This is a genomic window from Mucilaginibacter koreensis (assembly GCF_054783355.1).
On the sequence record NZ_BAAGQS010000001.1, the window covers coordinates 1,726,339 to 1,752,515 of the forward strand.

Consider the following 26,177-nt stretch of genomic DNA (forward strand, 5'->3'; position numbering starts at 1 on the left):
ATAATAGTATCTGTTAGTTAAAGTTTACACTACGACTTTGACCTTTAGTATTAACAATTTGCACTGATGCCATCTGACTGCTTAGCGTAATAAACCGTGCCGATTGCGATAAGAAAGATGCGCCCAAATAAAATTCCTGCCGTTGTTTGGTGCCATTTTTATAATTAATTACAGCAAAAGCATCGGCAGGCTGCAGCGGGTAGGTTTTTACCTGCCGCTTTAATCGGTACAGCTTCATCGCATCACGGTTTTGGGTAGCGGCCAGCAAATACTGGTTTCCGGCACCTTTCAATTTCACCAGCGCTTTGCCGTCACCGGGGATGTATATTCCGCTTTGCAGAATACTCAGGGGCTTAAAGCCGCCTTTACCATCACCTTTTAAGTATAGGCCGTTCATGGCATCATAACGACCGGTGGTTACTTCGGTACCATAATCGTTACCGTTAATTACCGCATCCAGGTTGCCGTCGCCATCAAAATCATCCACAGTTACCCCACACCACATGGAGGCCTGGGCTTCAACCGGCAATTGTTGAATGCTGAATTTACCATGCCCGTCGTTCCGTAAATATGCAGTTTGCAGGTACGTGGCTTTTAAGCGCACTGCCCCTTTGCGCATATCAGGTGTGATAACTTCATCCATTGGTGCTACAGCAAATGATTTATAGTTTTGGTATTTGATACGCATACTGATCATCTGTTTCACAATATCATCACGGGTGTAAGCCGGAAACTCCTGCATTTTGCCTTCTTTATCTTTTAAGTATATAGACGGGAAAGCATCATAACTGCCATTCTGATCAAAATCTTTAGCAGTGATAAACATTGGGTACTTTTCTGTTGCTCTGTAAAAAGTATTTAATCCGGTGTTACCTACCAGGTAATCCATATCGCCATCGTGGTCGAAATCGCCGGCGGCAATGGTATTCCACCAACCCAGTTCTGCCTTCAGCCCTGTTGCATTGGTGGCATTTTTGAACACCCCTTTATCGTTTTTCATGAACGTGATGGGCATCCACTCGCCGGCCATCATCAGGTCGGGCCAGCCATCGTTATCAAAGTCGGTAAACAAAGCATCACATACCAGGCCGATATTTTTCAGACCGGGCGCTACGCTGCCGGTTACATCTGTAAACTTTACTGCTCCGCTCTTACTATCATTACGCAAAATTAGGCTCGACACCGGCTTAGGATAATTCCAGGGTTCCACACGGCCGGATACAAACAAGTCGATATCACCGTCTTTATCGTAATCAACGCCCCGTACACATAATTTGCTGGTATAATTTTGTGGCAGCGCGCCTTGAGCCAGAGCATATATCCCCTTACCATCATTCAAATACAAACGATCCTGGTAAGACGGCGAGTTGGGTTCGTTCTGGTAACCGCCACTGGCTATGTATAAATCCAAATCGCCATCGCCGTCGGCGTCAAACAACAGTGTACCTTCATCTTTAACGGGTGCTGCGGTATTTACCGGAGCAGTTAACGGCTTTTGTACAAACTTGCCACTGGCTTGCTGCAATAGCACCTGCGCCGGGTATTTAGAAGTACCGCCGACAATCATATCGTCATAACCATTGCCGTCTACATCACCGGCTGATAGTGCAGGCGAATATTCTGACAGTTTGTGCGGCAACAACTTTTGGATGTTGAAATCTACAAAATCATCGTCCTGATGCTTGTAGGTGATGCCATCAGTGCGGGTAACCTCGGTAAACAGGCTTTGGGTGTTGATAGCTGGCTGTGTAAACGAATACGGTTGGCGTGCATTGGTTTCGTTAACGTTCAATGTAGTATCTGCCTTAACCTGTGCTAAGGTTTGTTGCCTGCCATTAGGCCACTTAATAACCACTGAATCTACCTTCGAGATTTTGCCCAGCCCAAAATGAGCTACATTTTGCATGGTAGACAAGTACCCTCTGAAAGGATTATGTTCATAAACCTGGTGCTGGCCGTGGTTATAATAGACATCGGCCCAGGCGCCTAAACCATCCTTGTTATTCGCATCGCCCTGAAACTTAATTTGCAGGTAATGGTTTTTGTCTTTCTCGTTTTCGTGGCTTGTGTTTTTATATACCAGCGCTTCGGAGTTGATGTTATTGATGATCATATCCAAATCGCCGTCGTTATCCAAATCGGCATAGGCTGCGCCGTTTGAGAAAGTGGAGACGGTAAGGCCCCAATCCTGACTTACATCCTCAAACTGCAGGTTGCCATTGTTATGAAAAGCATAGTTCGGGATTTTTACCACCGGAATTTGTGTAAGCACCTGCTGCTTGGAGGCAATAGCTACCGCATTATCACGGAAGGCCAAAAAATCATGGTCGGTTACATCGCGCGGGTAACCGTTGGTTATCACAATATCGCGGTAACCGTCATTATCAAAATCTGTAATCAGCGGGCACCAGCTCCAGTCGGTTTGGGCTACGCCGCTCAGGTAAGCAATTTCGCTAAAGGCAGGTGCACCGATAGAGTCGTTCTGCCCTACCCTCGGCCCCTGGTTAAGCTGCAGGGTATTGCGCGGGTATTGATATTGGTAATGAAAGTAATCGAAGTTTTGGTACATCTGGTACGAGTTAGGGCTCATGAACATTTTTTTGCGGAAGTTATCTTCCGGGTTCATGTCCAGCTCAAATACATCGGCAAGGCCATCGTTATTGATGTCTACAATATCCTGCCCCATTCCGCTGGCCGAGGTATGCTTAAAATACTCCTGGCTGCGGTCGGTAAAAGTGCCGTTGTGGTTATTAATGTACAAGATGTTGCTCGAAAGAAAGTCATTAGTTACATAAATATCTTTCCAACCATCGCGGTTAATATCGGCAATGTTGGTGCCATGCCCGTAACCCATAATGGTAATACCGGCCTGTTTTGATACATCGGTAAATACCGGATGCTTTAGGGCTGCACTGTAATCATTGCGGTACAGGCGCCCGGTACTGGGGTGGGTACCATCGGCAACAATAGGTTTAAAAACGCTCGGGTTATCCTCCGGGATGTTTTCGTTTACGGTGAGGTACATATCCAGATCACCGTCGTTATCATAATCAAAAAACGATGCCATGGTAGAATGGCAATTGGCGTTCAGTCCATAATCTTTGGCCAGTTCTTTAAAACGGGGCGTACCGTTTTGATCTGCTCCCTGATTGATGTAAAGCAGATTGATGCGCTTAGCCGGGTCATTCAATAAAGTATTACATACATAAATGTCGGGTTTGCCATCATTGTTAATATCTACTATGGCTACCCCTCTGCCCCAGCCGCCTTTGCCGCCCACACCTGCGGTAGCAGTAACATCTTCAAACTTGAAGTTTCCTTTATTGAGGTATAATTTATTGGGTACGGCATTACCGGTAAAATAAATATCCGGCAGGCCATCACCATTAAAGTCGCCGATACCTACGCCCCCACCGTTGTATATATTAATCATATCCAACGGGTTAATAGAATCGTTCTCTACAATGGTATTATTGAAAGTGATACCGGTTTCAGACGAAGGCATAGCCTGAAAAAGCGTTGCCTTTTTACAAGAAAACAGCGCTGAAAGCAAAAAGAAAGAAAACAGATACAGGGGGTATCTCATATTCTGGGGAAATTGGTTTTTGATATAAAGCAAAAAGAGGTGAAGATATAAAATCTTCACCTCTTTGCCTAAAACTTTTATCCGTTATTAATAACCAGGATTTTGTTTCAACTTTCTGCCTTGTGAAAGGTCAATTTGAGGTTGTGGAATAGGATACAACTCATTTCTACCTTTAGTGAATTTAGCAACCTTCATTACCGCTGAGGTAAATTTATCACCAAAATCACGGGTATTTTTAAGGAATTTTTCAATCTCAGCAGCCATAAAACCATTTCCGGCAGGGCCGCCGTTAATGCCATCCCAACGTGAAAGGTCGAAGAAGCGATGGCCTTCCATACCTAATTCCAATTTACGCTCGAAATAAACAGCTTTGCGGGCAAAATCTTTACCTCCCGCAGCAAACTGACCGTTGTACAAACCAACTTTGTAGTTAGCAGCAAACTGGGTGTTATCAACAATTGGTTTACTAGCATCAGGCGCACCGTTTGTTTGGCCATAGCCAGTAAGTTTACCCTTAACCCAGCCGCTTGTATTGGCAGCACGAGCCCTTACCCGGTTAACATAAGCTTCTGCACCGGCTAAATCACCAGCTTCAACAGAACACTCCGCTGCCCACAATAATACATCGGCAAATCTGATAGCATTATAGCTGTTAGCTGTAGATTGGTTAGCAGCCCACCCACCGTAAGTATCTGAAGTGGTTGACTGGGCAGCTTTGTAATATACATTCTTTATTGGAAGGTACGGACCACCGTTTCCTTGGTCACGAGCCCAAGCAGCACCAGGGCAAATACCCCAATCCAAGTAAGGGATACCGCGGCGGCCAACTGACCAATCTAACCTTGCATCCAGTAATTCGTTTCCTGGTAAATAAGTCGCATCGCTTTCTTTAACACCTTGGTCGTTCTTAATATAATCGTTTTGGTAAGTGTCTAACAATGGTAAACCATTGGCATCAACTTTAAACGAGTTTACAAAATCAAAAGTAGGCTGAAAGAAACCGCAGCAGCTTGCAGGGCCTGCTGACGGGAAGTTAAGCACGTTACCGGCATTACCATTTAAGCCGTTAGCACCATCTTTAACAGAAGCCTGAACAACAAATACACCTTCGGCGTTATTTTTCTTTAAAGCGTTAAAGTTATCGCCATATGGTACTAAATTATATGCGGCACCAGAGCTGGTTTTACCGTTTGCAATTACTGTTTTTAACAATGTAAGCGCTTGCGGGTATTTATGATCGAACATTAAAGTTTTTGCCAAAAATGCATTAGCTGCCCATTTATTGGCACGACCAATTTGTGGTTGGGTTTCGGGCAGGTCTGCAGCAGCAGCTGTAAAGTCAGCTTCAATTTTATCCCATATCGGACCATCGTTACCTACATCGAAATTATCTGCTGCGTAAGTAACAGTTTCATCTACATAAGGAACATTCTTCCATAATTTAGCTGCTTCCAAATGGAAGAAACCACGTAAAAACCTTGCTTCAGCAATAAACTGCTTCTTTTGGTCGTCAGTTATAGAACCATCTGTAACGGTAGATAATACCCGCAGCACATCATTTGCACGTTGCACACCTGCATAGCAAACCCGCCATTTGGCATCAAGGTAGTCGTTTGAACCTGAAGCGCTAAACGCCTCAAGGTTAGCAGCAGCCGGCTGGTCACCAGGGTTAGAGCCTTTAAAAGCATCACCTGCCACAACGCTACCATAAATCCAGTTATCGGTACCGGTAAGCCATGGGTCTCCCCGCTGACCATCATAAACCCCATCAACTACTGAGTAAGCACCAATTAAAACACCATCAACACCAGTACGGGTGGCTACCACATCGGGAGTTAAAGACCCAATAGCCGGCTGATTGAGGTAGTTTTTGCATGAATATGTTGATGCAAACAGCGCTAAGGTTGCCGGAATCAACATTTTAATTTTTAAATTTTTCATAACTATTATGTTATATCTTTTTAGTTATTAGAAGGTTAAATTAACACCGAATATAAATCTGCGTTCGTTGTTAGGATAGTTACCCAAATCTACGCCTAAGCCGTTGTTAGCAACAGATTGCAGCTCTGGGTCGAGGCCTTTGTATTTGGTAGCAGTAAACAGATTGGTACCTTGTACATAAACATGAAGCTTATCCACACCAACTGCTTTAATCATGTTAGGGGCAAAAGTGTAGCCTATTTGTACTGAACGCAGTTTCAGGAACGAACCATTTTGAACATAGTATGAATTGATCTGATCGGTTGTGCTAAAAGTTGTAGCTGTTTCAACTATAGGAGCTTTAGCATTTGCATTTTGAGCTGCGGTTTTTGTCGGATCCCAAGCGTTGTACAATAAGTCGGTGCTTTTGTTACCAGTTTGCGAACCGTAGAAATTGGTCCAGTATAAAATAGAGTTATAAATTTTGCTGCCTTGAGAGCCGTATAATACTGCAGTAAAATCGAACCCTTTGTAAGCTGCACTCAGGTTTAAGCCATAAGTAAAGTTAGGATTAGGGTTACCAATATAAGTACGGTCAGCATCGGTGATACGACCATCGCCGTTTACATCAGCATAACGGAAACGGCCAGGCTTTGCATCTTGCTGATATGAGGGTACAGTACCGAATAAATCTGGTTTCTGCTGCGCATCAAGTGCATCAATCTCAGCTTGCGAATTCCAATAGCCAACCACTTTGTAACCATAGAACTCACCTATACTGTGTCCAACTTCGTTTCTGGATACGTTACCATTACGTACGCCGGTTGAAGGGAAGTTAATACCACCTAAGTTTGTGATTGTATTTTTAAGCGTAGTGATATTAGCGCCGATGTTGTAAGTAAATTCACCTGATTTACCGTGGTAAGTAGCGCTGATATCAACGCCTTTGTTCTGCACCTCACCCACGTTTACAGTTGGCGGGGTGTTAGGAGAACCACCTGCTGTTGCAAGTAGTGGCAACTGAACTAATAGTCCGCTGATGTTCTTTTTGTAATACTCAACCGTTACGTCGAAATGATTGAACAGGGCTGCATCAAAACCAACGTTAAAGATTTTATCAGTTTCCCATGAGGTTTGAGCATTGCCCGTTGAATTTGCAAAATAACCAGCAGCAATTGAATTGATAGAACCGTCAATTGGATAAGATGCACCACCAGCGCTTGGTCCGTAAGCAGAATAGAAGCTATTCATCCTTACGTTTGCATTGTAACCTGATGAACCATAGCTGCCGCGAATTTTCAAGTCATTTAACCAGGTTGAACCTTTCAGGAACTCTTCTTGTGTTACACGCCAAGCTAATGAAACGGATGGGAAAGTACCCCATTTCTGACCTGGTGCAAAACGTGAGCTACCATCACGGCGGATAGTTGCGCCTAAAATGTACTTATCATTGTAAGTATAATCTAAACGTCCGAAGAAGGACAAGGTTTTATTCAGGTTTCCGTAACCGCTATTTGCTGTAGTTGTAGAAGGTATACCTTGAGTAATATTTGCAAAATAAGGATCCAGAGAGAATAGACGGTGTGTTGAAGCATTAAGTGAACGGAAACTGTAGCCTCTTTGCTCAAAACCACCTAACACGTTAATATTATGTTTGCCAATTACCTGTTTGTAATTAATGGTGTTACTCCAGTTAAAATTGGTTTCGTATTGAGAACCTTCGTTATAACCGTTATCACCACCGTGTGCCTCACCGCTATCATACTGGCGGTAAGCAATGTTGTAATAATATCTGTTTGCTACATCAGCACTGAAAGCAGTTCGTGCTGTAAAGTGTTTCAAAAAGTCAGCTTCTGCATAAGCAGTACCTTGCATACCCCACTGGTTAGTATTGGTAGTTTTCTGACGCTCTTGAATACCTACAGGGTTAATGGCATTACCCAAAGCAGCAGGGCCGGCCCAAGTACCACCCAGGTTTCCTGCAATATCACGTACAGGGATAATAGGTGCAGTACGGTAAGTGTAAGAGATGGGGTTACCTTCAGCCTGGTTGCCACCTGATAAGCCACCACCACCATTTGGAGACTGAGCGTAGAAGTAGCTGATGTTTTCGCCCAAACGAATGTGATCTTTTACGTTAAATACGGTGTTTACACGTGCTTGGTAACGTTTAAAATAAGTATTAAGTAAAGTACCTTGTTGGTTGGTGTAACCCAGCGATAAAAAGTAAGCGTTTTTATCACTTGCGCCACTGGCGCTGATGGAGTGCTGCTGAATAGGTGCAGGTTTAAACACTTCGTGGAACCAATCCGTGCCGGCGCCTCTAGCGAACTTTTGAATTAAGATATCGCGGTTTGGATCATTATCCAAATGATATTGAGATAAAAAATTGCTGGCATTCGCTTCATTAAATACACTTTTTGTACCAGTAATAGCATTTTGATATCCATAATCAGCTATCCTGCCATTGATAAGTAACGGATTGCCCGGATCAACTTTATTTAGTAATTGTTCATATTCGCTTGCATTCAGTGTATGAAACACATTGCCTGATAATGGACGGGTTGTGCCGTAAAATGCATCATAAGAAATGGTTGTCTTTCCTTGGCGGCCTCTTTTAGTAGTTACCACAACAACACCATTACCGCCACTTACACCATATATAGCTGCAGCGCCTGCGTCTTTCAGCACAGAGATAGACTCAATATCATTAGGGTTGATGTTAGAAATGCTACCAGTTTGCAATCCGTCAACTACATAAAGCGGCTGCGAGTTACCGAAATTGCCGATACCACGTATAAAAACCTGAGCACTTGCACCAGGAGCACCTTGAGTTACTACGTTAACACCTGCAGCTTGGCCTTGCAAAATGCTTTCGGTACTTACAGTTGGTACCGACTTCGCAGCTGCAACGTTAACTGTTGTAACGGAACCCGAAATGTCTTTCTTACGTTGGGCGGTGTAGCCTGTAACCACCACTTGGTTCAGCTCTCTGTTGTTAGCAGTTAAGGCAATTGTACCTACAGAACCCGAACCAACAGTTACATCGCGGTTTTGGTAACCGATGTAAGAGATGGTAAGCACCTGGCCTTGCGTTGCCGAAATGCCGAAATTACCGTTGGCATCAGTTACAGTACCAAAGGTAGTTCCCTTTAACCTAACAGATGCACCGATAATAGGCTGCTTGTCATCAGCGCCTATTACTTTCCCGGTAATCCTGGTTTGTGCTGAAGCTGCCAGTGAGAGAAGTAAGCAGCAAATCAGCCCGCAAATTACCCTTCCTTTAAGAAGTAAATTTTTAAGCATGAGTTTTGAATTTAGTTGATTAAATATAGAAATTGTTGATTAAGCGATATAAGCTGATTCGGGCATCAGGCACCCGGCTGCAAGCCGTGTGATGCCACTAAACTGGCAACCCGAATAATTTTGATGAAAAAGATGAGCAAGTAAAGGTTTATCCATACGCATTTATATTGTATACAGTTACTCGTTGTTAAGCATTAAATACTTAACTAAAACGTTGTAGTTAAAATGTTATAAAAATATCAGGTCTATACATCGGGCAATGCAGGTTTAGTTTCATCTCCCGAACAATAGACTAATGTATTAATCACACCAAGAAATCACAAGGCTGTTAAACGATTTGTAAAAAAATTATAAAAGGGTAAATCTTCAATCAATTTTATCAAAGTTATCGGCATCTGCTTATCAAGTATTTATTTCATTAAGCCTTTTATTGCATTTTTTAAAAGTTACATCAATGTAAATTTTAAGTAAAATACATGCTACATAGCAATAATTTTACGGCTTTGGTTCTGATAGCATTTAACGAGGCTTCTAAGCCTTTGTATTTTATCAAGAAAGTGGCCCGACTTTAATGCTTTTCTTAAGCGTTAAAAAAGTATCAATGACTTATAACTGTCATAAATACATTATAACATTAGTTAAATACCAAATAAAAATGGGCTGCTTGTTTAAAGCAGCCCATTTTGTTTTGCGGGTGTATATGATATTATATACGCCCTATATCGCCTCTTAACACCTTTTTGTTATAACTCCAATAAAATACAATAGGATATACAAAGAGGTTAAATATAGTATTGGTAATCAATCCGCCTATTACCACAATAGCCAGCGGCTTTGAAGCTTCAGAGCCAATACCGTGCGACAGGGCAGCAGGCAGTAAACCAATGGCAGCCATCATAGCCGTCATGATCACAGGGCGCATACGGTCGGCCACGCCATCTTTCACTGCATCGGCAAATGATGGGAAAGCGTTGTAACGCAATTCGCGGATATTGGCTTTAAACTTGGTTATTAAAATTACCCCATTCTGCACGCAGATACCAAATAAGGCAATAAAGCCAATACCTGCCGAAATATTAAAGTTTACACCGGTAATCAGCAGTGCTAATATACCACCCATAATGGCGAAGGGCACGTTGTTTAACACCAGTAATGAATCGCGCACGTTACCGAACAGGATGAACAGGATAAAGAAGATAATTAACAAACTTACCGGTACCGCCTGCGATAAGCGCTTGGTGGCCCGCTGTTGGTTTTCAAAGTCGCCCGCCCATTCCAGATGGTAGCCTTTAGGCAATTTAATTTCTGCATTTACCTTCTTTTGTGCCTCGGCAATGGTACTGCCCATATCGCGGCCACGGATAGAGAATTTGATAGCACCATAGCGGCTGTTTTTGTCGCGGTAAATCATGCTCACACCGGTAATTTTACGGATGTCGGCAATTTCGCGCAGCGGCACCTTGTTACCACCAAGTGTAGGCACCCGTAAATCACCAATGGAAGTGGCATTGCGACGGAAATCTTCGGGGTAACGGATTCGTAAATCAAACTTACGCTCACCTTCATAAATCTGGGTGGCGGCCTTACCTCCTATGGCCATTTCTACCACGGCATTGGCATCGGCAGCGGTTACGCCGTACTGCGCCATCTTTTCCTGATTGAGGTTAATCTGCAATTCGGGCTGACCCATATCGCGCAGCAAACCCAAATCGGTGATGCCCTGCACACCTTTTAGTATTTTATAAATACGCTCTTCCTGGCTTTCGATGAACGGATAGTTGTCACCAAACATTTTTACCACGATGGAACCTTTTACGCCGGATACAGCTTCCTCCACGTTATCAGAAATAGGCTGAGAGAAGTTCAGGTCAATACCCGGGAAGTTTTTCAGCTTGTTCTGCATGCGGCGGATGAGTTCCTCTTTGGTTTCCTTGCGCTTCCATTCATCTTCAGGGTAAATGTCCACATGAAACTCTACGTTGTAAAAGCCGGTAGCATCTGTACCGTCATTAGGGCGCCCGGTTTGCGACAGCACCTGTTTCACCTCGTCAAAGCTCAGGAATATCTTGCGCATCTCGTTGGCCAGGTGCACCGATTGATCGAGTGAGGTACTCAGCGGGCCGGTAGCACGCACGTAAATTGAACCTTCGTTCAACTCGGGTAAAAACTCAGTACCCAGCAATGTGAAGCAACCTAAACTAATCACCAGCGCTACCATAGCAGTGATAAATACCACCGTTCTGTTCTTAAAACAAATGTTGTAAAACTTTAATGCGTTTTTGCTTATGAACTCCACAAACACATTGTGCTTTTCCTTTACATTCTTCTTTAATAATATACTGGCCAGGGCCGGTACAAAAGTAAAGGTAAGCAGCAAGGCACCCAGCAGGGCAAAGCTCAACGTCCAAGCCAGTGGCGAGAACATCTTGCCTTCTACCTTTTGGAAGCTGAAGATGGGCAGCAGGCCGGTGATGATAATCAGCTTGGCAAAAAAGATCCCTTTGCCGTTTACCAAACAAGCCTGGCGAATCATGCCCAGTTTGCTGAGTTTATTAAACTGCTCCATGCCCACTTTATGTGAGCGGTGATCGAGCACCACGAAAATGCCTTCCACCATCACTACCGCACCGTCTATGATGATACCAAAGTCGATAGCGCCCATGGACAGCAAGTTGGCCGACATACCTTTTAGTGTTAAGCAAATAAAGGCAAATAGCAGCGCCAGCGGAATAATCACCGCCACAATTACGGTAGTACGCCAATCGGCCATGAACAGGAACACGATTACCGTTACGAATACAATACCCTCAAACATATTGTGCAGTACAGTATGTGTGGCAAAGTCTACCAGATCTTCGCGGTCATAAAACGCTTTGATACGTACATCATCAGGAAGGATGCTGGTGTTCAGCTCTTTCAATTTATCTTTCAGGGCGGCAATAACTACGCTTGGGTTTTCGCCTTTGCGCATCACTACGATACCTTCAACCACGTCGGGGTCAAGGTCGCGGCCTACCTGGCCTAAACGCGGCAGGGCCGATTCGGATACATCGGCAATGGTTTTTACATAAACAGGAATGCCGTTTACGTTATTCACCACAATGTTTTTGATCTCACTGATGTTATTCAGCAAACCAATACCGCGAACCACATACGCCTGGCCGGCCTGCTCAATGACGTCGCCGCCTACGTTGATGTTGCTTTTTGATACCGCATCGTACAGTTGCAATGGTGTAATACCATATTGAACCGATTTTTCAGGATCGATGGTAATCTGGTAAGTTTTAACCTCGCCGCCAAAGCTGTTTACATCGGCTACACCGGGTACGCCCCGTAACTCGCGGCTTACTACCCAATCCTGAATGGTTTTCAGCTCACGCACCGAGTGGCGGTTGCTGGTTAGCGTATAACGGTAAATTTCACCGGTTGGGCCGTACGGCGGCTGCACTTCAGGGTCTACCCCATCAGGCAAATTAGCATCGCCCAGGTGGTTATTGATTTGCAAACGGGCAAAATTGTAATCTACCCCATCGTCAAATGTTACTTTAATTACCGACAAACCGAACAGCGACGATGAACGCACAGCTGTTTTCTTTTCGGCCGGGTTCATGGCAATTTCAATGGGGCGGGTTACAAATTTCTCCACCTCCTCGGCGCTGCGGCCCGGCCACTGGGTAATAATAGTAACCGATGTATTGGTTACATCCGGGAAGGCATCAATGGCTATATTCTTGAAGCTGATGTAACCACCTACGGCAATTAACAGCGTTACAAAAAATACAAAATATCTGTTTTTGAGTGCAAAGGTGAGCACTCCTTTAATGAAACTATTCATTTAATGAGGGTTATAAGGTAACCGTTAGTCTTTTAAAGACTCATATAAATACAACTGGCGTGAGGCCACCACACGTTCGCCGGGTTTAAGGCCAGCCGAGATATAAGCTTTGTCCTCTACCCGCTTGGCAATGGTAATGGGCTGAATACGCACATGCGCCTTACCATCAGCCACCACCACATAATTGCGGTCGTTGTCGAAGATGATACCCCGGGTGCTGATTACCGGCAGGCTGTTGCCCGACTTGGATTGAATTTTTACGTTGGCAAACATCTGCGGCTTTAGCAAAGCGCCGGGGTTTGGAATACGCACACGGGCTTTCATTACCTTATCATCAGCATCCAGCATGTTGTAAATCTTATCTATTTGCCCGGTGAATACCTTATCAGGATAAGAAAGTGTAGTGATGCTCACTTGGTCGCCTGTTTGTACGCTGGAGATATCAGATTCGTAAATATTGATGAGAACATATACATCTGATAAATCGGCGATGGTAAACAGCGGCTCGCTGTTATCGGTACGTACCTGCATACCATTGGTGAGGTTTTTATCTACCACATAACCTGAAATCGGCGTTTTCAGTTCGTAACCTTGTCCGTTGCTTTTATTGATACCGATAACCGCATTGGCACGACGGCTCTCGGCCTGCGCTTTCTGATAATCGGCCTGTGCCTGCTCCACATCTTTTTGTGAGGCTAAGCCACTTTTATATAAGTCCTGCTGCGACTGATAAGCACGGCGGGCGGCACGCACATCAGCATCGGCTGATACCACATCTTTAGAGAAACCGGCTACCTCGGCACTTTTCAGTATAGCCAGGGTTTGCCCTTTGCTTACCACATCGCCCAGGTTTACGCGTACATCGCCGGCCACACCGCTCACCAGCGGGAATACTTTTACCATTTTATTTTCATCAGGAGCAACGCTGCCGGTGAGGGTAATTTCGCCTCTGGCATTGCCTTCCTGCACGGTATCCATCAGCAGGCTATTTAATAAGGTATCAGTTACCTGAAATTTTTCGTCCTTCTGCTCTTCGGGGGCGTGGTGCGAGCAGCTTTGTAAAGTGGTACCTGCGGCGGCCAGTACTACCGCAAGCGTGAATATTTTATATCTGTTCATTGACATGGCTTTGGCGTTATTGTTTGTTAAAGAAAGGGGTTCCGGTTACGTAATTCAATTGTTCGAGCGATGATACTTTGTTGAGTTGGATGTTATTGAGCTGCACCGTAGTGTTTTTGTAGGCATCATAAAAATCCAGAAACTCCAGCAGGCTGATGTTGCGCTTTTGGTAGTTTTCGAACACACCCTTTATCAGGCGGTTAAAATCTCCTTTAAAGCCGGTATCAAAACTGTTGTACAAGGTTTCGAGGCGTGTAGCCAGCTGGTAATTGGTAGCCACCTGGGTTTGTACCACACCCTGCTGGGCCTGCAGTTGCACACGGCTTTGATCAACCGCTATGCGGGCTTGTTTAATGCCGCCCTGGTTGCGGTTAAAAAACGGCAGGTTGAACTCAATGCCGGCTCCTATAAAGTTATTACCATAGCTGCCCAGCTTATCGTAGCTCACACCCAAACTAAAATCGGGCACGGCCAGGGCTTTTTGCAGGCGAAGGTTTACATCACTGTACTGCACCTGCGACTGAGCGGCTTTTAAGTCGTAACGATTCACAATAGCCGAATCCAGCAGTTGCTGATATGGCACTTTGCTTACGCTTTCTTTATCCGTATCAAAATCATATACCGGGATGATATACGTATTTGGGTTGGCACGAATGAGTAACTTGAACTCGCTTTGAGTAGTATCAATGGTGGTCAGCAGGTTATTGTACTCGCCTTGCAAGGAGTACAATTGCGACTGGATACGCAGCACTTCTTTTTGTGCAATGTTACCCGAAGCAAACTGGCGCTTAAACACATTCAGGGTACGACCTAAAGAGCTGATCTCTTCGGTATAAACCCGGGCCGATTGCTCCTGGAAGTAAATGGTATAAAAATCGTTGCGCAGGGTATAACGCAAGGTACGCAGCAGATCAAAAAACTGGTAGTTGGATTGCTGCGCTTCAATTTGCGCCAGCTGGATATTTTTGTTGCGCTTGCCCGCAGTTTGTATCACCTGCGTGAGGCTCATGGCCTGCTGACTGCTGGCATTGTTTACCTGTGTGGCATGAATACCATTGCTGAAGTTAAAATCGGGGTTAGGGAACAGCTTGGCGGTAATAATTTGCGCCTGGGCAATATTCACATTATACTTTTGAATGAGCAGTTGCAGATTGTTCTGCAAAAAGCGGCTCTCCGCATCTTTCAGGCTGAGGCGCAGTGTATCGGCCGGAGCCACCTGGGCATGGGCCCGGTTGCCGGCAGCCATCACTCCGGCTAACAACAGGAAAGTGAATAGGTAACGAACAATTTTTGTATACATCGTATATTTTGAATTATACAAATGTACCCGCGGCGTATTAGAGCCAAATTAAAGCCACATTAGAAAGCCATTAGAATTGAAATGAGCAGAATTAAATAGTTTAATTATGGCTTAAAATGTAATTCATTTTGTCATTGCGAGGAACGAAGCAATCGCGTCGTTCACAGGGTGAAGATGCACAGCTACGGGATTGCTTCGTTCCTCGCAATGACAAATTTTATAATGTCATCTTCAAATAAATTCCAGCCACTTACCGCCCATTCCGCCCATTTACTGCGTATATTTGAGGATAGAGAACGGCAAGGAATTGAACAAGGTAAGCGAAGTAAAATGCCCGCATTGCAAAGAGTGGACGCTGTGGCGTGGCCATGTGGACGACCGCTGCCTGTACTGCGGAAGTTTCTTGGATCCGCAGCGCTTTTCGCGCGATGTAGAGCGTAAAATACGCAACGAAGTAATTGCCGAGCAGGACCTGTTTTATATTAAGCCCGAGGACGGTCCCACCAAGCGCCGCATCAAGGAGCAACTGAATAAACTGCGCTGGCTGTTTTTTTACGTGCAGCTGGGCTTTGCCATTTTTGTGGGCTTTATCTTACTCATCATCAGCATTCTGCCCGGCTAAATGAAAACATTACTTAACCCTTGGTTTGTAGCCTGCTGCTTGATTTGGCTAACCGTATACCTCATGCGCCGCAGCGGCCACTACCTCCCCTACCTCAACGGCTACCTTACCGATGCCATTGCCGTGCCCGTGATTGCCAACTTAGGGCTGTGGTTTCAGCGCCGGGTGATGATTAAAAATGATTACTATGTGCTCTCGCCGGGGCATGTGGTGTTTATTGTACTGGCGGTAAGTGTATGGTTTGAGTTGGTGCTTCCGCGGTATTCTTCTATTTATACTGCTGACGTGTTGGATGTAGTTTTGTATGCAGTGGGTGGCTTGTTTTTTTATGGGGTGATGAATAGGCCGGTGGTGGAGTAACTTTAACAAAAACTTAGTAGAACAAATTATCATACAGAAGATTTGGAACAAGACACTGTACATTTAAAGATAATAAAACATGAATTGGCTGCCGTTGGCATCAACATTACCGACATTTACGACTTAGTAAATACAAATACTACGTACAAAAAGGGTATACCTATTTTAATAAATGCTTTAAGCTATCAAATTAAACAGGATACACTATTAGAAGGAGTTATAAGGGCGTTAGCCACAAAAGATGCCCGAGGAACAGCCGGGAAAGCTTTATTAAAATGCTTTTCAAGCATATCACCTGAAAAAGTTCTTTTAAAATGGGCTGTTGGTAATTCAATGACAAAGGTAATTACAGAAAATGAAGTTGAAGAAGTTATAAGTATTGTTAATAATAAGAAATTAGGCATAGAGCGGCAAATGTTTGTTCTGTCATTAGCCGAGGTTCCAAGCCCGAAAGTGGAAGAAATTTTAATAAAATTGCTTGATGACGAGATAGTTATTTTACATGCGCTGCAAGCTTTAGCTAAAATAAAATCTACCCAATCATTAGAACGAATAAAACTGCTGACTCAGCATTCTAACATTTACATCAGAAGGCAAGCTGTTAAGTCTATTAAATCAATTCAAAAGAAGTAAAATACTTTATTCCGCCAAGAGTCCACGCTTAAGGCCTTTACTTGCCTGCAGTTGTGTTATCCCCAACCTCTATTTGCAGCACATCAACCGAAAGACAACTTATAGCAGCACAATTTTAAGATAAATCATTGTATACATCTATTCATCTAAGCTTGTGCTCCTATGGCAGTTGGTGATAACACCAACTACAGGCGATACGATCACTATACCGCCTTTCTCATTTTCAAAAAAGTAATTAAAACAAACGCTACCACCGGGGTAGTAAATAGAGCCAGCAGTATAGAACCCCTGTAGCCAAAAATTGTATGCCTCCCATAATTACCAATAGCAACAATTAAAAACAATGCTATTAATATTAAAATAATTTCAGGAGCACCGATGTTCATAAAAGCAGATATCATGAAGGTTGAAGTTTAAGTGTTAGTAAAGATATTACTAATACATATAATATGAAATATTCTTGTTTATTCTTCAACTATTGCCCTTCCGCTCAAGCGTCCACGCTTAAGCACTCTGCAAGCGGCTCTGCCATAAGTAGCTCAAGCGTAAACGCTTGAGCGGAAGATGGGGATAACACCCCACGTTCTTCGAAGTTTTCAACTTCGAAGCTTTATGCCGGTAGATTGCATCTACCTGAAAACTACTGACAGGCTTGTGCCACTGCTGCGCCTGCTGCGTGGTGCTGCGGGTGCTGCGCACTGCTTCAGGGTGCTGCGTCTGCTGCGTAGTGCTGCGTGGTGCTGCACCCGCTGCGCGCAGCACCACGCAGCACCCTCCTTACTCATGCCTGAACTCAATCACAAAAGCCGTTCCCTGCTGTACCGAAGAGTTGAGCGTAATGCTGCCTTTAAACAGCTGAATAATCTTTTGCGTTACATACAGGCCAACCCCGCTGCCCTGAAAGCTGCGGCCGTTGGGGCTGCGGTAAAAGGAGCTAAAAATGCGCTCGGTATCTTCGGCCGGTATGCCAATGCCTTTATCTATCACCTCAATGCGGATGAGGGCATCATCTACATATAAATTACAAGTAACCGGCTGGTTATTAGAAAACTTAAAGGCATTACCAATGATGTTATTAAGCGCAATGGTCAATAGCGATTTATTGGCGGCAATAAACAGGTGCTGCTGGTCGTCGGGCAGGTGCTGTATGTTGAGGAGCAGCATTTTGTCGCCCATGCGTTCGGTCCACTCGGCATAGAGTTCCCACAATAGTTCATCAATTTGCACAGGGCTAAGTTTGGCCTGGGTGTACTGCATATCGGCCTGGGCCAGTTCCATCAGGCTGGCAATAGTCTCCTTCAGCCGTCCGGCATCGGTAAGCACCGAGTGCAGCGTTTGCTGGTAATCACCCGGCGAACGCAGCTTATTGAGCGATACTTCGATTTCGCCAATAATACTGGTCACCGGCGTTCGCAACTCGTGCGAGGCATTGGCTACAAAGGTTTGCTGCAACTCGAAGGCGTTTTGCAGGTGACTGAGCAGGCGGTTAAAGTTTTGGGCCAGTTCGCTGATCTCATCCCGGCCGTTGCCCTCGTTTACCCGCAGGTGCAGGTTGCTGGCCGTAATGCGCTGCATCTGGCTCACCACATCATTAATAGGCGAAAGCGACTGCTGGGCGAACCAACGCCCTACGAAAAACAGAATACCGTTGAGCACGATAAAGAGAGAAATCATAATCTCCACCAAATCCTGCAATCGGGTATAGCCCTGTGCATCCAGCGCCGAGGCCAGTATAATGAAACTGCCCTGATTGTCATCTACCTTAATGCCCACCGTTTGGCGCTGCCCCTCCATAAACTGGATATAGTTCTTACTGCGCACCTGCTCAATGGTATTCAAATCCCAATACTGCTGGTTATCCTTAATAAAGCGGGCACGGTTGTTCTCATCGTAAATACGGATTACCTCATCGTGCAGCTTGGTTACATAGCGCTCTTTGACCCGGAAGAGTGAATCGGCGCTGATTTCATCAGCATTTAAATATACATCGGCCGCTACCCGGGCGCGGTTGGTAAGGCGGTTATAAAAATCGGACAGGAAGAAGGAGGAAAAAGCGATATAAATTATCACCATCACAATCAGCAAAGCTGCCGAACTGATGAGGGTAAAATTGAGCGCCAGCCGGTTTTTTATCTTCATTGGGCGCGGTCTTCCTTCAATATATAGCCCATACCAATTACGGTATGAATGAGTTTGCTTTTGAAACCTTTCTCAATTTTTTTGCGCAGGTAATTCACATACACATCTATAAAATTGGTACCGGTATCAAACTCAATTCCCCACACTTTTTCGGCAATATATTCGCGCGATAAGGTTTTATTAGCGTTGCGCATAAATAGCTCCAGCAAGGTGTATTCTTTGGCGGTAAGGGCAATCTGGGTGCCGGCACGCTCGGCGGTTTTACTCCAGGTATCCAGCTTCAGGTCGCTGAAAGTAAGCACCGGGATTTCCTGCGCTACGGGTTTGTACCTGCGCAGCAGGGCCTCAATGCGAGCCATTAATTCGCTGAAATGGAAGGGTTTCACCAGGTAGTCATCAGCACCAGCCTGAAGGCCTGATACTTTGTTCTGGATACTGTCTAACGCGGTCAGCATCAGCACCGGCACATTTTTATTGATACGGCGTATCTGGCGGCACAAATCGATACCATTGATATCTGGCAGCATCACATCCATAATAAGGATATCAAACTCCTGCTCCTCTACCAGTTTAATAGCCGAAGCACCATCGTGTGCGGTAGCCACTTTGTAAGGGTATTCCTGCAAGCCTTTTTTAATAAAGGCAGCTACTTTCTCTTCATCTTCTATGAGGCAAACCTTGGTCATGTACAGCAATCTTAAACAATATTTGGCATAAATAAAACGGGCCTTAAATTATAAATTCAGGCCCGTTGTTAATGTTGCGACTACAGCTTATGCATTTATGCTTCGGGTTCATTGATTACCTGCACTACAATTTTGCCGCGGGTATGTCCCTGCTCGCTGGCTTTTTGCGCCTCGGCCACCGCATTGAGCGGGAATACTTTGGTGATGATCGGCTGAATTTTGCCGGCATCCAGTAACTCACCTATCTGCTTTAACTGGTCAGGATAAGATTGGGCCATGTACTGTTTGCCCTCAATGTTTTTTTCTTTGAGCGCATCCGGATTGGCGATGCCTACGGTAGATACCAGTATACCGCCCTGTTTCAGCACCTGAACGGATTTTAATTGCGTATCGCCGCCAATGGTATCAAATACTACATCATAGCCCGTAAGCTTTTCTTCAAATTGCTCCGTTTTGTAATTGATCACCTCGTCAGCACCTAAATCTTTCAAAAATTGAATATTGCTTTCAGATGCTGTAGTGGCCACATGTGCGCCCTTCCACTTGGCAAACTGAATGGCGAAAGTGCCTACACCGCCGGAGCCGCCATGAATCAATATTTTTTGACCGGCTTGTAGTTGCCCATGGTCAAATATCCCTTGCCATGCGGTTAAACCAGCCAGCGGTATAGCAGCTGCGGTAAGAAAATCAGCTCTTTCGGGCTTCAATGCCAATTGGTCGGCCTTTACGGCCACATATTCGGCATAGGTACCGTTACGGGTTACATCCGGACGGCCATACACTGCATCTCCGGCTTTAAAGGTAGTTACCTGTTCGCCTACTTCTTCTACGGTACCGGCCGCATCCCAACCCAGTATTAACGGAAACTGGTAATTACCGTGGCTACCCTGGCGCACTTTCCAGTCGATAGGGTTGATGCTGGTGGCATATATTTTTACCAACACCTCATCAGCTTGTATTTCAGGCATGGGTGCCTCTTCATAATTTAATTCTTCGGGACCACCATATTGGTGAATTTGTACTGCTTTCATAAGTTTTAGAGTCATGAGCCAAGAAACAAGAATCAAGACACATCTTGTACTCAGCTCTTTTGATATTTGATGATATTACACTTACCTTATTATTTAAAAGCCAGTACCAAGCGTCTTGATTCTTGTTTCCTGGCTCTTGATTCTTTCTCTAAGATTTATCTACCAGTTTCCAGCTTTCGGCACTGTAACGGTCGCCGGTGTTGGGGTAACGGGCTAATAAGTCGTCTATAGATTTAAAATCATCATTAGTTAATACCACTTGTGTACTGCCGGCATTATCGGTCAGTTTATCGCGCCTCTTGGTACCAGGGATGGGGATAATGTTATCGCCCTGAGCCAAAACCCAAGCCAGTGCCAATTGGGCCGGACTGCATCCCTTTTGCTGCGCCAGCTGCGCGAAGCCGTTAGCCAGTTGGGTATTATTATCCATATGTTCGGCCTGAAAACGGGGCAGCGCCTTACGGAAGTCGTTGTCCGGCACTTCGTTCATATTCAATGTATTAGTCATCAGGCCACGCGCCAGCGGACTGAACGGTACAAAAGCAATATTCAGTTCCTTGCAGGTGGGTAACACATCCTTTTCTACATCGCGCGTTAGTAATGAATACTCACTTTGCACCGCGCTGATGGGGTGAACTGCGTGCGCTTTACGGATGGTATTGGCTGAAACTTCAGACAAACCAATGTACTTTACCTTGCCTTGTTTGACGAGCAGGCTCATGGCACCTACCATATCTTCAACCGGCACATTAGGATCAATACGATGAGCATAATATAAATCAATCACATCAACCTTCAACCGCTTTAAACTGGCCTCAACTGCGGTTTGCATGTGCCCCTGTGAACCATCGAAATAGTTACCCTGGCCATCAGTCCGTGGCCGGAAACCAAATTTGGTGGCGATAAATATTTTATCGCGGTTTGGAACCAGCACTTTTGACACCAGCTTTTCATTTTCGCCGTTGCCATAAATATCGGCTGTATCCCAAAAGTTAATGCCCAAATCCAGCGCCAGGTGCAGTGTGGCTATGGATTCTTCATCATTCGTGGTGCCATAAGCATGGCTCATGCCCATACAGCCCAAGCCAATGGCCGAAAGGCTGATGCTGGTATCAGCAAAGTGTCTGTAATCCATATTTCGTTATACCTTAATTATTTTAACTTTAAATAACTGTGTTATAAAAAACGAATATCTAAAAGGTTTTAATTTCAGTTGATTTTGTGAATGGGAAAATATGCTTCCCCAGGCATGCTGAATAACGCTATGCATTTGTTTCTCAATAATTTTACAACCCGGCACAGCAATAAATATTAAATTGCCACTTCAATACCTCCACCTACAACCCCTGATGCATGAAATATAAATTCTACGCAACAATTCTATTAGCCGGCAGCTTGCTCGGTAACGCAAAGGCGCAAAATATTCCGACACCCAAACAACATTTCGGCTTTACTATTGGCGACGATTACCACTTGGCTAACTTTATACAAACCGAAGCTTATTTTAAGAAACTGGCTGCCAGTGCACGCACCAAATACGTAGACATAGGCCAAACGGAAGAAGGCCGCCACCAGTTTATGCTGATCGTATCCTCGCCTGAAAATATAAAGCAGCTGGATAAATACAAGCGCATAGCGCAGCAATTAGCCCACGCCGAAAACCTGACTGATGCCCAGGCCCGTGCCTTGGCTGACCAGGGTAAATCTGTAGTTTGGATTGACGGTGGCTTGCATGCTACTGAAACGGTGGGCATTCATCAACTGATTTTAACCGCTTACCAGTTGGTTACCCGTAACGATGCTGAAACAAAGCATATACTGGATAATACGATTATCCTGATGGTGCATGCCAACCCCGATGGCCAGGAACTGGTATCCAAATGGTACATGCAGGAAAAGGATTCGACCAAGCGCAATATGAACGTGCCGCGGTTATGGCAGAAATACATCGGGCACGATAATAACCGGGATTTTTTTATGATGAACATGAAAGAATCGCAAAACATTACCCGACAGCAGTATATAGAGTGGCTACCACAAATTGTGTATAACCATCACCAAACCGGCCCCGCCGGCTCGGTAGTGGCCGGCCCGCCCTACCGCGACCCTTATAATTATGTGTATGACCCTTTGCTGGTCACCAGCATTGATGCTGTAGGCGCTGCGATGAATAACCGCCTCAACGCGGAGAACAAGCCTGGTTATACACAGCGCAGCGGCACCAGTTTTTCTACCTGGTGGAACGGCGGCCTGCGCACGGCGCCTTATTTCCATAACATGGTAGGCCTGCTTACCGAAATTATTGGCAGCCCTACCCCATCTTCCATACCGCTGGTTCCTGAACGCCTGATTCCGAACGGAGCCACGCCTAACCCGGTAGCGCCACAGCCCTGGCATTTCAGGCAGAGTATTGATTACTCGGTATCGCTTAATTATGCCGTGCTCAACTATGCTACCCATATGCGGCAGGATTTGCTGTTTAATATTTACCGAATGGGCAAAAATTCAATAGAGCGTGGCAACCGCGATAACTGGACACTGTCGCCCAAGCGGATTGACTCGATTAACCGGGCATTTAAAAGTGATACCAGTTCGCGGCAAACCGCCAATGGTGCTTTCCGCAATGCAGGCGTACCGGTAAAGTTTTATGACAAGGTGTTAAAAGACCCAACGCTGCGCGATGCTCGCGGTTATATCATCCCGAGCGATCAAACGGATTTTCCTACGGCCGTTAAATTCATCAATGCCCTTATCCGATCAGGCATTGTGGTGCAGCAGGCTACCGCCAGCTTCAGTGTTGGCGGCAAAAGCTATCCGGCCGGTTCTTATGTAGTAAAAACAAACCAGGCATTTCGCCCGCATGTGCTGGATATGTTCGAGCCGCAGGATCACCCGAATGATTTTCAATATCCTGGCGGCCCGCCCGTTCGCCCCTATGATATTACCGGCTGGACACTGGCCTACCAGATGGGCGTAAAATTCGACCGTGTACTGGAAGGCTTTGATGGGCCGTTTAAGCGAATCAACTATGGGGATTTACAAAAGCCACCCGTACAACCGTTCGCTGCCTCGGTTAATGGTTATTACTTTAACGCCGGTGCCAATAATTCATTTATAGCGGTTAATGACCTGTTAAAAGCAGGTAAAAGCGTATACCGTGTAAACGGAAACACTGCAGGTTTGGGCAGCGGCGCTTTTTATGTAAGTACTGATAATGAGGTGAACAATATTTTACGCAATGCATCAGCAACATTGGGACTCAAAATCACCGCTTCACCGGCAGTACCGGGTAACCTCGAGAAAATTGTGCCTGCCCGCATTGCGCTGTGGGATACTTACGGTGGCTCGATGCCCTCCGGCTGGATACGCTGGCTGATGGAGCAGTATAAATTTCCATTCCAGGTAATGTATACGCAGGATATTGATGCCGGCAACCTGAAGGATAAATACGATGTAATCGTATTTTCCAGCGGCTCTATCCCGGCATCAGGTGGCCGAAGCGGCACGAATGAAGGCAGCAACAGAACGAGCAACCTGCCTGCCGAGTACCAGCGTATGGTGGGCCGCATCAGTGCCGAGAAATCGGTACCAAAACTGAAAGCTTTTTTAGAAGCAGGCGGCCATATTGTTACCATCGGTACCAGCGCTAACCTGGCCTACCATTTGAATTTGCCGGTGCAAAATGCTTTGGTAGAGAAGACAACGAGCGGACAGGGGCGCCCACTTTCGGCTGATAAATTTTATGTACCGGGCAGTATATTACAAGCAAGCGTTGATACCGGCCAAACCGCAAATTGGGGAATGAATACCACTGCAGACGTAGACTATGATACCAGCCCGGTGTTTAAATTAAAACCTGGTGCAGATGCAAAAAATATTATTCCACTATTAACATTTAGTTCTGCAACCCCTTTACTTAGTGGCTGGGCCTGGGGGCAAAGCTATTTAAACCATACCATTGCTGCTTTTGAAGCCCCCATAGGCAAAGGCAAACTCGATGTATTCGGCCCCGAAATTACATTCAGGGGGCAGGCACAGGGAACCTTTAAGCTATTGTTCAACCAATTATACCTGCTGAATACCAAATAATAGCTTTAACAAAGTTCATTGTTAATCTTTGCTATATTAATATCTTAATTTTATAATAATTTTAATTTTAGATTAACATTTAATAAAAGGGCGCTTGATATCATCAAGCGCCCTTTTTACATTTTAAATATCGAATAAACTATTTAGCTATCAATAATTTAAGGAACACATTAAAAAACAATTAAATTTTTAAGAGCGATGATATTTACATCATATATAATTTATATATTTACTGAAGTATTTAGTTAATAGGTAAATGATAAAACACATTAGTTAAATAACCCCCTAATTAAACAAACGCATATGGTACTCACAGTTATTGACAGCAGCGGAGAAAAAAAAGTGGTCAATTGCCCTAAATGCAAATCTCCGTTAAGTTCAAGGGCACATCGTGGTTTTTTAGTGAAAGCTTTGCTTTTTTGGCTGCCCATTAAACGTTATGCATGCTATAAGTGTAAACGTAAACCTTACATCTGGCAGCCCTGATTTTGCAATCAGCCCCATGTAACATTGCTTTTACTTTATACATTCTTAGAATCTTTTTCTGCCCTTACCTCGTATGTTTACCCAATTGTAAACCTAACGAGCCGTGACCAAATCCGTACGTAAGCCCAAATTATCATGCCCTGTTTGCGGGCACCTCTTTCACTTTCAACAGCATAGAAGCTGGTTTTTGAAGAATGTACTCTTTTTTATTCCTATAAAAAAATACTATTGCGCTAAATGTAAAAAAAGCCGGTATGTGCTTGTAAATGATTAAGTTCTGTTTACCGGCATATGTGGAGTTTACTCCGTCAAGGTGTATAATTTACTATCCGCAAAAGTGAATGTTTTAACAGATAATTACCTTAACTCACAAACCTGTTATCCAATCATCACTTATTTAATTGCAATACAGTAGTTTAAATTTAGGCTTAAACATCAATTGCTGCAATGCCTGCGTATAAAATTTATGTAGCTATAATTTGAACTCCGGCTAGTGGTATACGTATTGATTAGCCTTTTATATGAATGAGATACATGCAAGCCAATCAGGCCGCCCCAGGATAGAAAACTTTTCCACATTTGCAAGAAGTGGCTTATATATTGCAAGAGATAGTGAAGGAACATTGTGGTTTAAGCACAAGAAATCAGAAAGGATTACTGCATCAGTTCCGGCTTTATTAAAAAGATATTTATAAGATGAGCAGGATATTAGCTGTTGACGATGATAAAGATATATTGGAAGTCATTCAATTCATTCTTGAGGATTCGGGTTACGAAGTAGATACCTTATCAGACGGCCGAATGCTGTTGGATAAGATCAAGGCTAACGCCCCCGACTTAATTTTGTTAGACATTATGTTAGGCAATGTGGACGGGCGCGACCTATGTAAGAACGTAAAGGCTACTGTTGAAACCAATGGCATCCCGGTAATCATGATTTCGGCCAGCCACAACCTGTCTGATGTTTTGAGGCAGGATTGTGCCCCTGATGATTTTATAGCTAAACCATTTGATATCAATGTATTGCTTAAAAAAATTCAGACCCAGTTAAAACCTGCTGCCTGA

General features: G+C 44.6%; 15 protein-coding genes. 5 read left to right on the forward strand and 10 right to left on the reverse strand.

All coding sequences use genetic code 11. The features are described 5' to 3' along the window. Nucleotides 1–13: 13 nt before the first annotated feature. The 6 genes from ACYVNW_RS07875 to ACYVNW_RS07900 form a co-directional block, all read right to left on the reverse strand. Nucleotides 14–3,586, reverse strand: coding sequence for a VCBS repeat-containing protein (locus tag ACYVNW_RS07875; protein ID WP_460679301.1), 3,573 nt, complete (start codon nt 3,584–3,586; stop codon nt 14–16). Nucleotides 3,587–3,673: 87 nt separating this feature from the next. Further along, a complete protein-coding gene (locus ACYVNW_RS07880; RefSeq protein WP_460679302.1) occupies nt 3,674–5,527 on the reverse strand; it encodes a RagB/SusD family nutrient uptake outer membrane protein in 1,854 nt (617 codons plus the stop codon). A gap of 27 nt (nt 5,528–5,554) precedes the next feature. Next, entirely contained in the window at nt 5,555–8,812 is a 3,258-nt protein-coding gene (locus tag ACYVNW_RS07885) for a SusC/RagA family TonB-linked outer membrane protein (protein ID WP_460679303.1), read from the reverse strand. 706 nt (nt 8,813–9,518) lie between these two features. Next, nucleotides 9,519–12,647, reverse strand: a complete 3,129-nt coding sequence (locus ACYVNW_RS07890) for an efflux RND transporter permease subunit (RefSeq protein ID WP_460679304.1) — start codon at nt 12,645–12,647, stop codon at nt 9,519–9,521. Nucleotides 12,648–12,671: 24 nt separating this feature from the next. Next, nucleotides 12,672–13,772 carry an efflux RND transporter periplasmic adaptor subunit gene (locus ACYVNW_RS07895; protein WP_460679305.1) on the reverse strand — a complete coding sequence of 367 codons (1,101 nt, stop codon included), beginning with the start codon at nt 13,770–13,772 and terminating at the stop codon, nt 12,672–12,674. A gap of 10 nt (nt 13,773–13,782) precedes the next feature. Further along, nucleotides 13,783–15,066, reverse strand: a complete 1,284-nt coding sequence (locus tag ACYVNW_RS07900) for a TolC family protein (protein WP_460679306.1) — start codon at nt 15,064–15,066, stop codon at nt 13,783–13,785. 283 nt (nt 15,067–15,349) lie between these two features. On the opposite strand from ACYVNW_RS07900, the gene ACYVNW_RS07905 reads away from it, so the two are divergent. From ACYVNW_RS07905 to ACYVNW_RS07915, 3 genes are read left to right on the forward strand one after another with little or no spacing between them, the layout of a single operon-like run. After that, nucleotides 15,350–15,688, forward strand: coding sequence for a hypothetical protein (locus ACYVNW_RS07905; RefSeq protein WP_460679307.1), 339 nt, complete (start codon nt 15,350–15,352; stop codon nt 15,686–15,688). Next, a complete protein-coding gene (locus tag ACYVNW_RS07910; protein WP_460679308.1) occupies nt 15,689–16,048 on the forward strand; it encodes a hypothetical protein in 360 nt (119 codons plus the stop codon). A 42-nt stretch (nt 16,049–16,090) separates the two neighbouring features. After that, nucleotides 16,091–16,681 (forward strand): HEAT repeat domain-containing protein, encoded by a 591-nt coding sequence (locus ACYVNW_RS07915; RefSeq protein ID WP_460679309.1) that lies wholly within the window; start codon nt 16,091–16,093, stop codon nt 16,679–16,681. Between the two features lie 777 nt (nt 16,682–17,458). Here ACYVNW_RS07915 and ACYVNW_RS07920 read toward each other — a convergent pair. The 4 genes from ACYVNW_RS07920 to ACYVNW_RS07935 form a co-directional block, all read right to left on the reverse strand. Next, complete coding sequence (locus ACYVNW_RS07920) at nt 17,459–18,820, reverse strand: HAMP domain-containing sensor histidine kinase (RefSeq protein ID WP_460679310.1); 1,362 nt, start codon at nt 18,818–18,820, stop codon at nt 17,459–17,461. Beyond that, nucleotides 18,817–19,506: a response regulator transcription factor gene (locus ACYVNW_RS07925; RefSeq protein ID WP_460679311.1), complete on the reverse strand. Its 690-nt coding sequence runs from the start codon at nt 19,504–19,506 to the stop codon at nt 18,817–18,819. Before ACYVNW_RS07925 ends, ACYVNW_RS07920 begins: the two co-directional genes overlap by 4 nt. Nucleotides 19,507–19,601: 95 nt before the next feature. Continuing rightward, a complete protein-coding gene (locus tag ACYVNW_RS07930) occupies nt 19,602–20,537 on the reverse strand; it encodes an NADP-dependent oxidoreductase (RefSeq protein ID WP_460679312.1) in 936 nt (311 codons plus the stop codon). A 148-nt stretch (nt 20,538–20,685) separates the two neighbouring features. Beyond that, nucleotides 20,686–21,672, reverse strand: coding sequence for an aldo/keto reductase (locus ACYVNW_RS07935; protein ID WP_460679313.1), 987 nt, complete (start codon nt 21,670–21,672; stop codon nt 20,686–20,688). Between the two features lie 218 nt (nt 21,673–21,890). Between ACYVNW_RS07935 and ACYVNW_RS07940 the strand changes: the two genes are divergently transcribed. Further along, nucleotides 21,891–24,626: a M14 family metallopeptidase gene (locus ACYVNW_RS07940; RefSeq protein WP_460679314.1), complete on the forward strand. Its 2,736-nt coding sequence runs from the start codon at nt 21,891–21,893 to the stop codon at nt 24,624–24,626. A gap of 1,182 nt (nt 24,627–25,808) precedes the next feature. Beyond that, nucleotides 25,809–26,177, forward strand: a complete 369-nt coding sequence (locus ACYVNW_RS07945) for a response regulator transcription factor (RefSeq protein WP_460679315.1) — start codon at nt 25,809–25,811, stop codon at nt 26,175–26,177.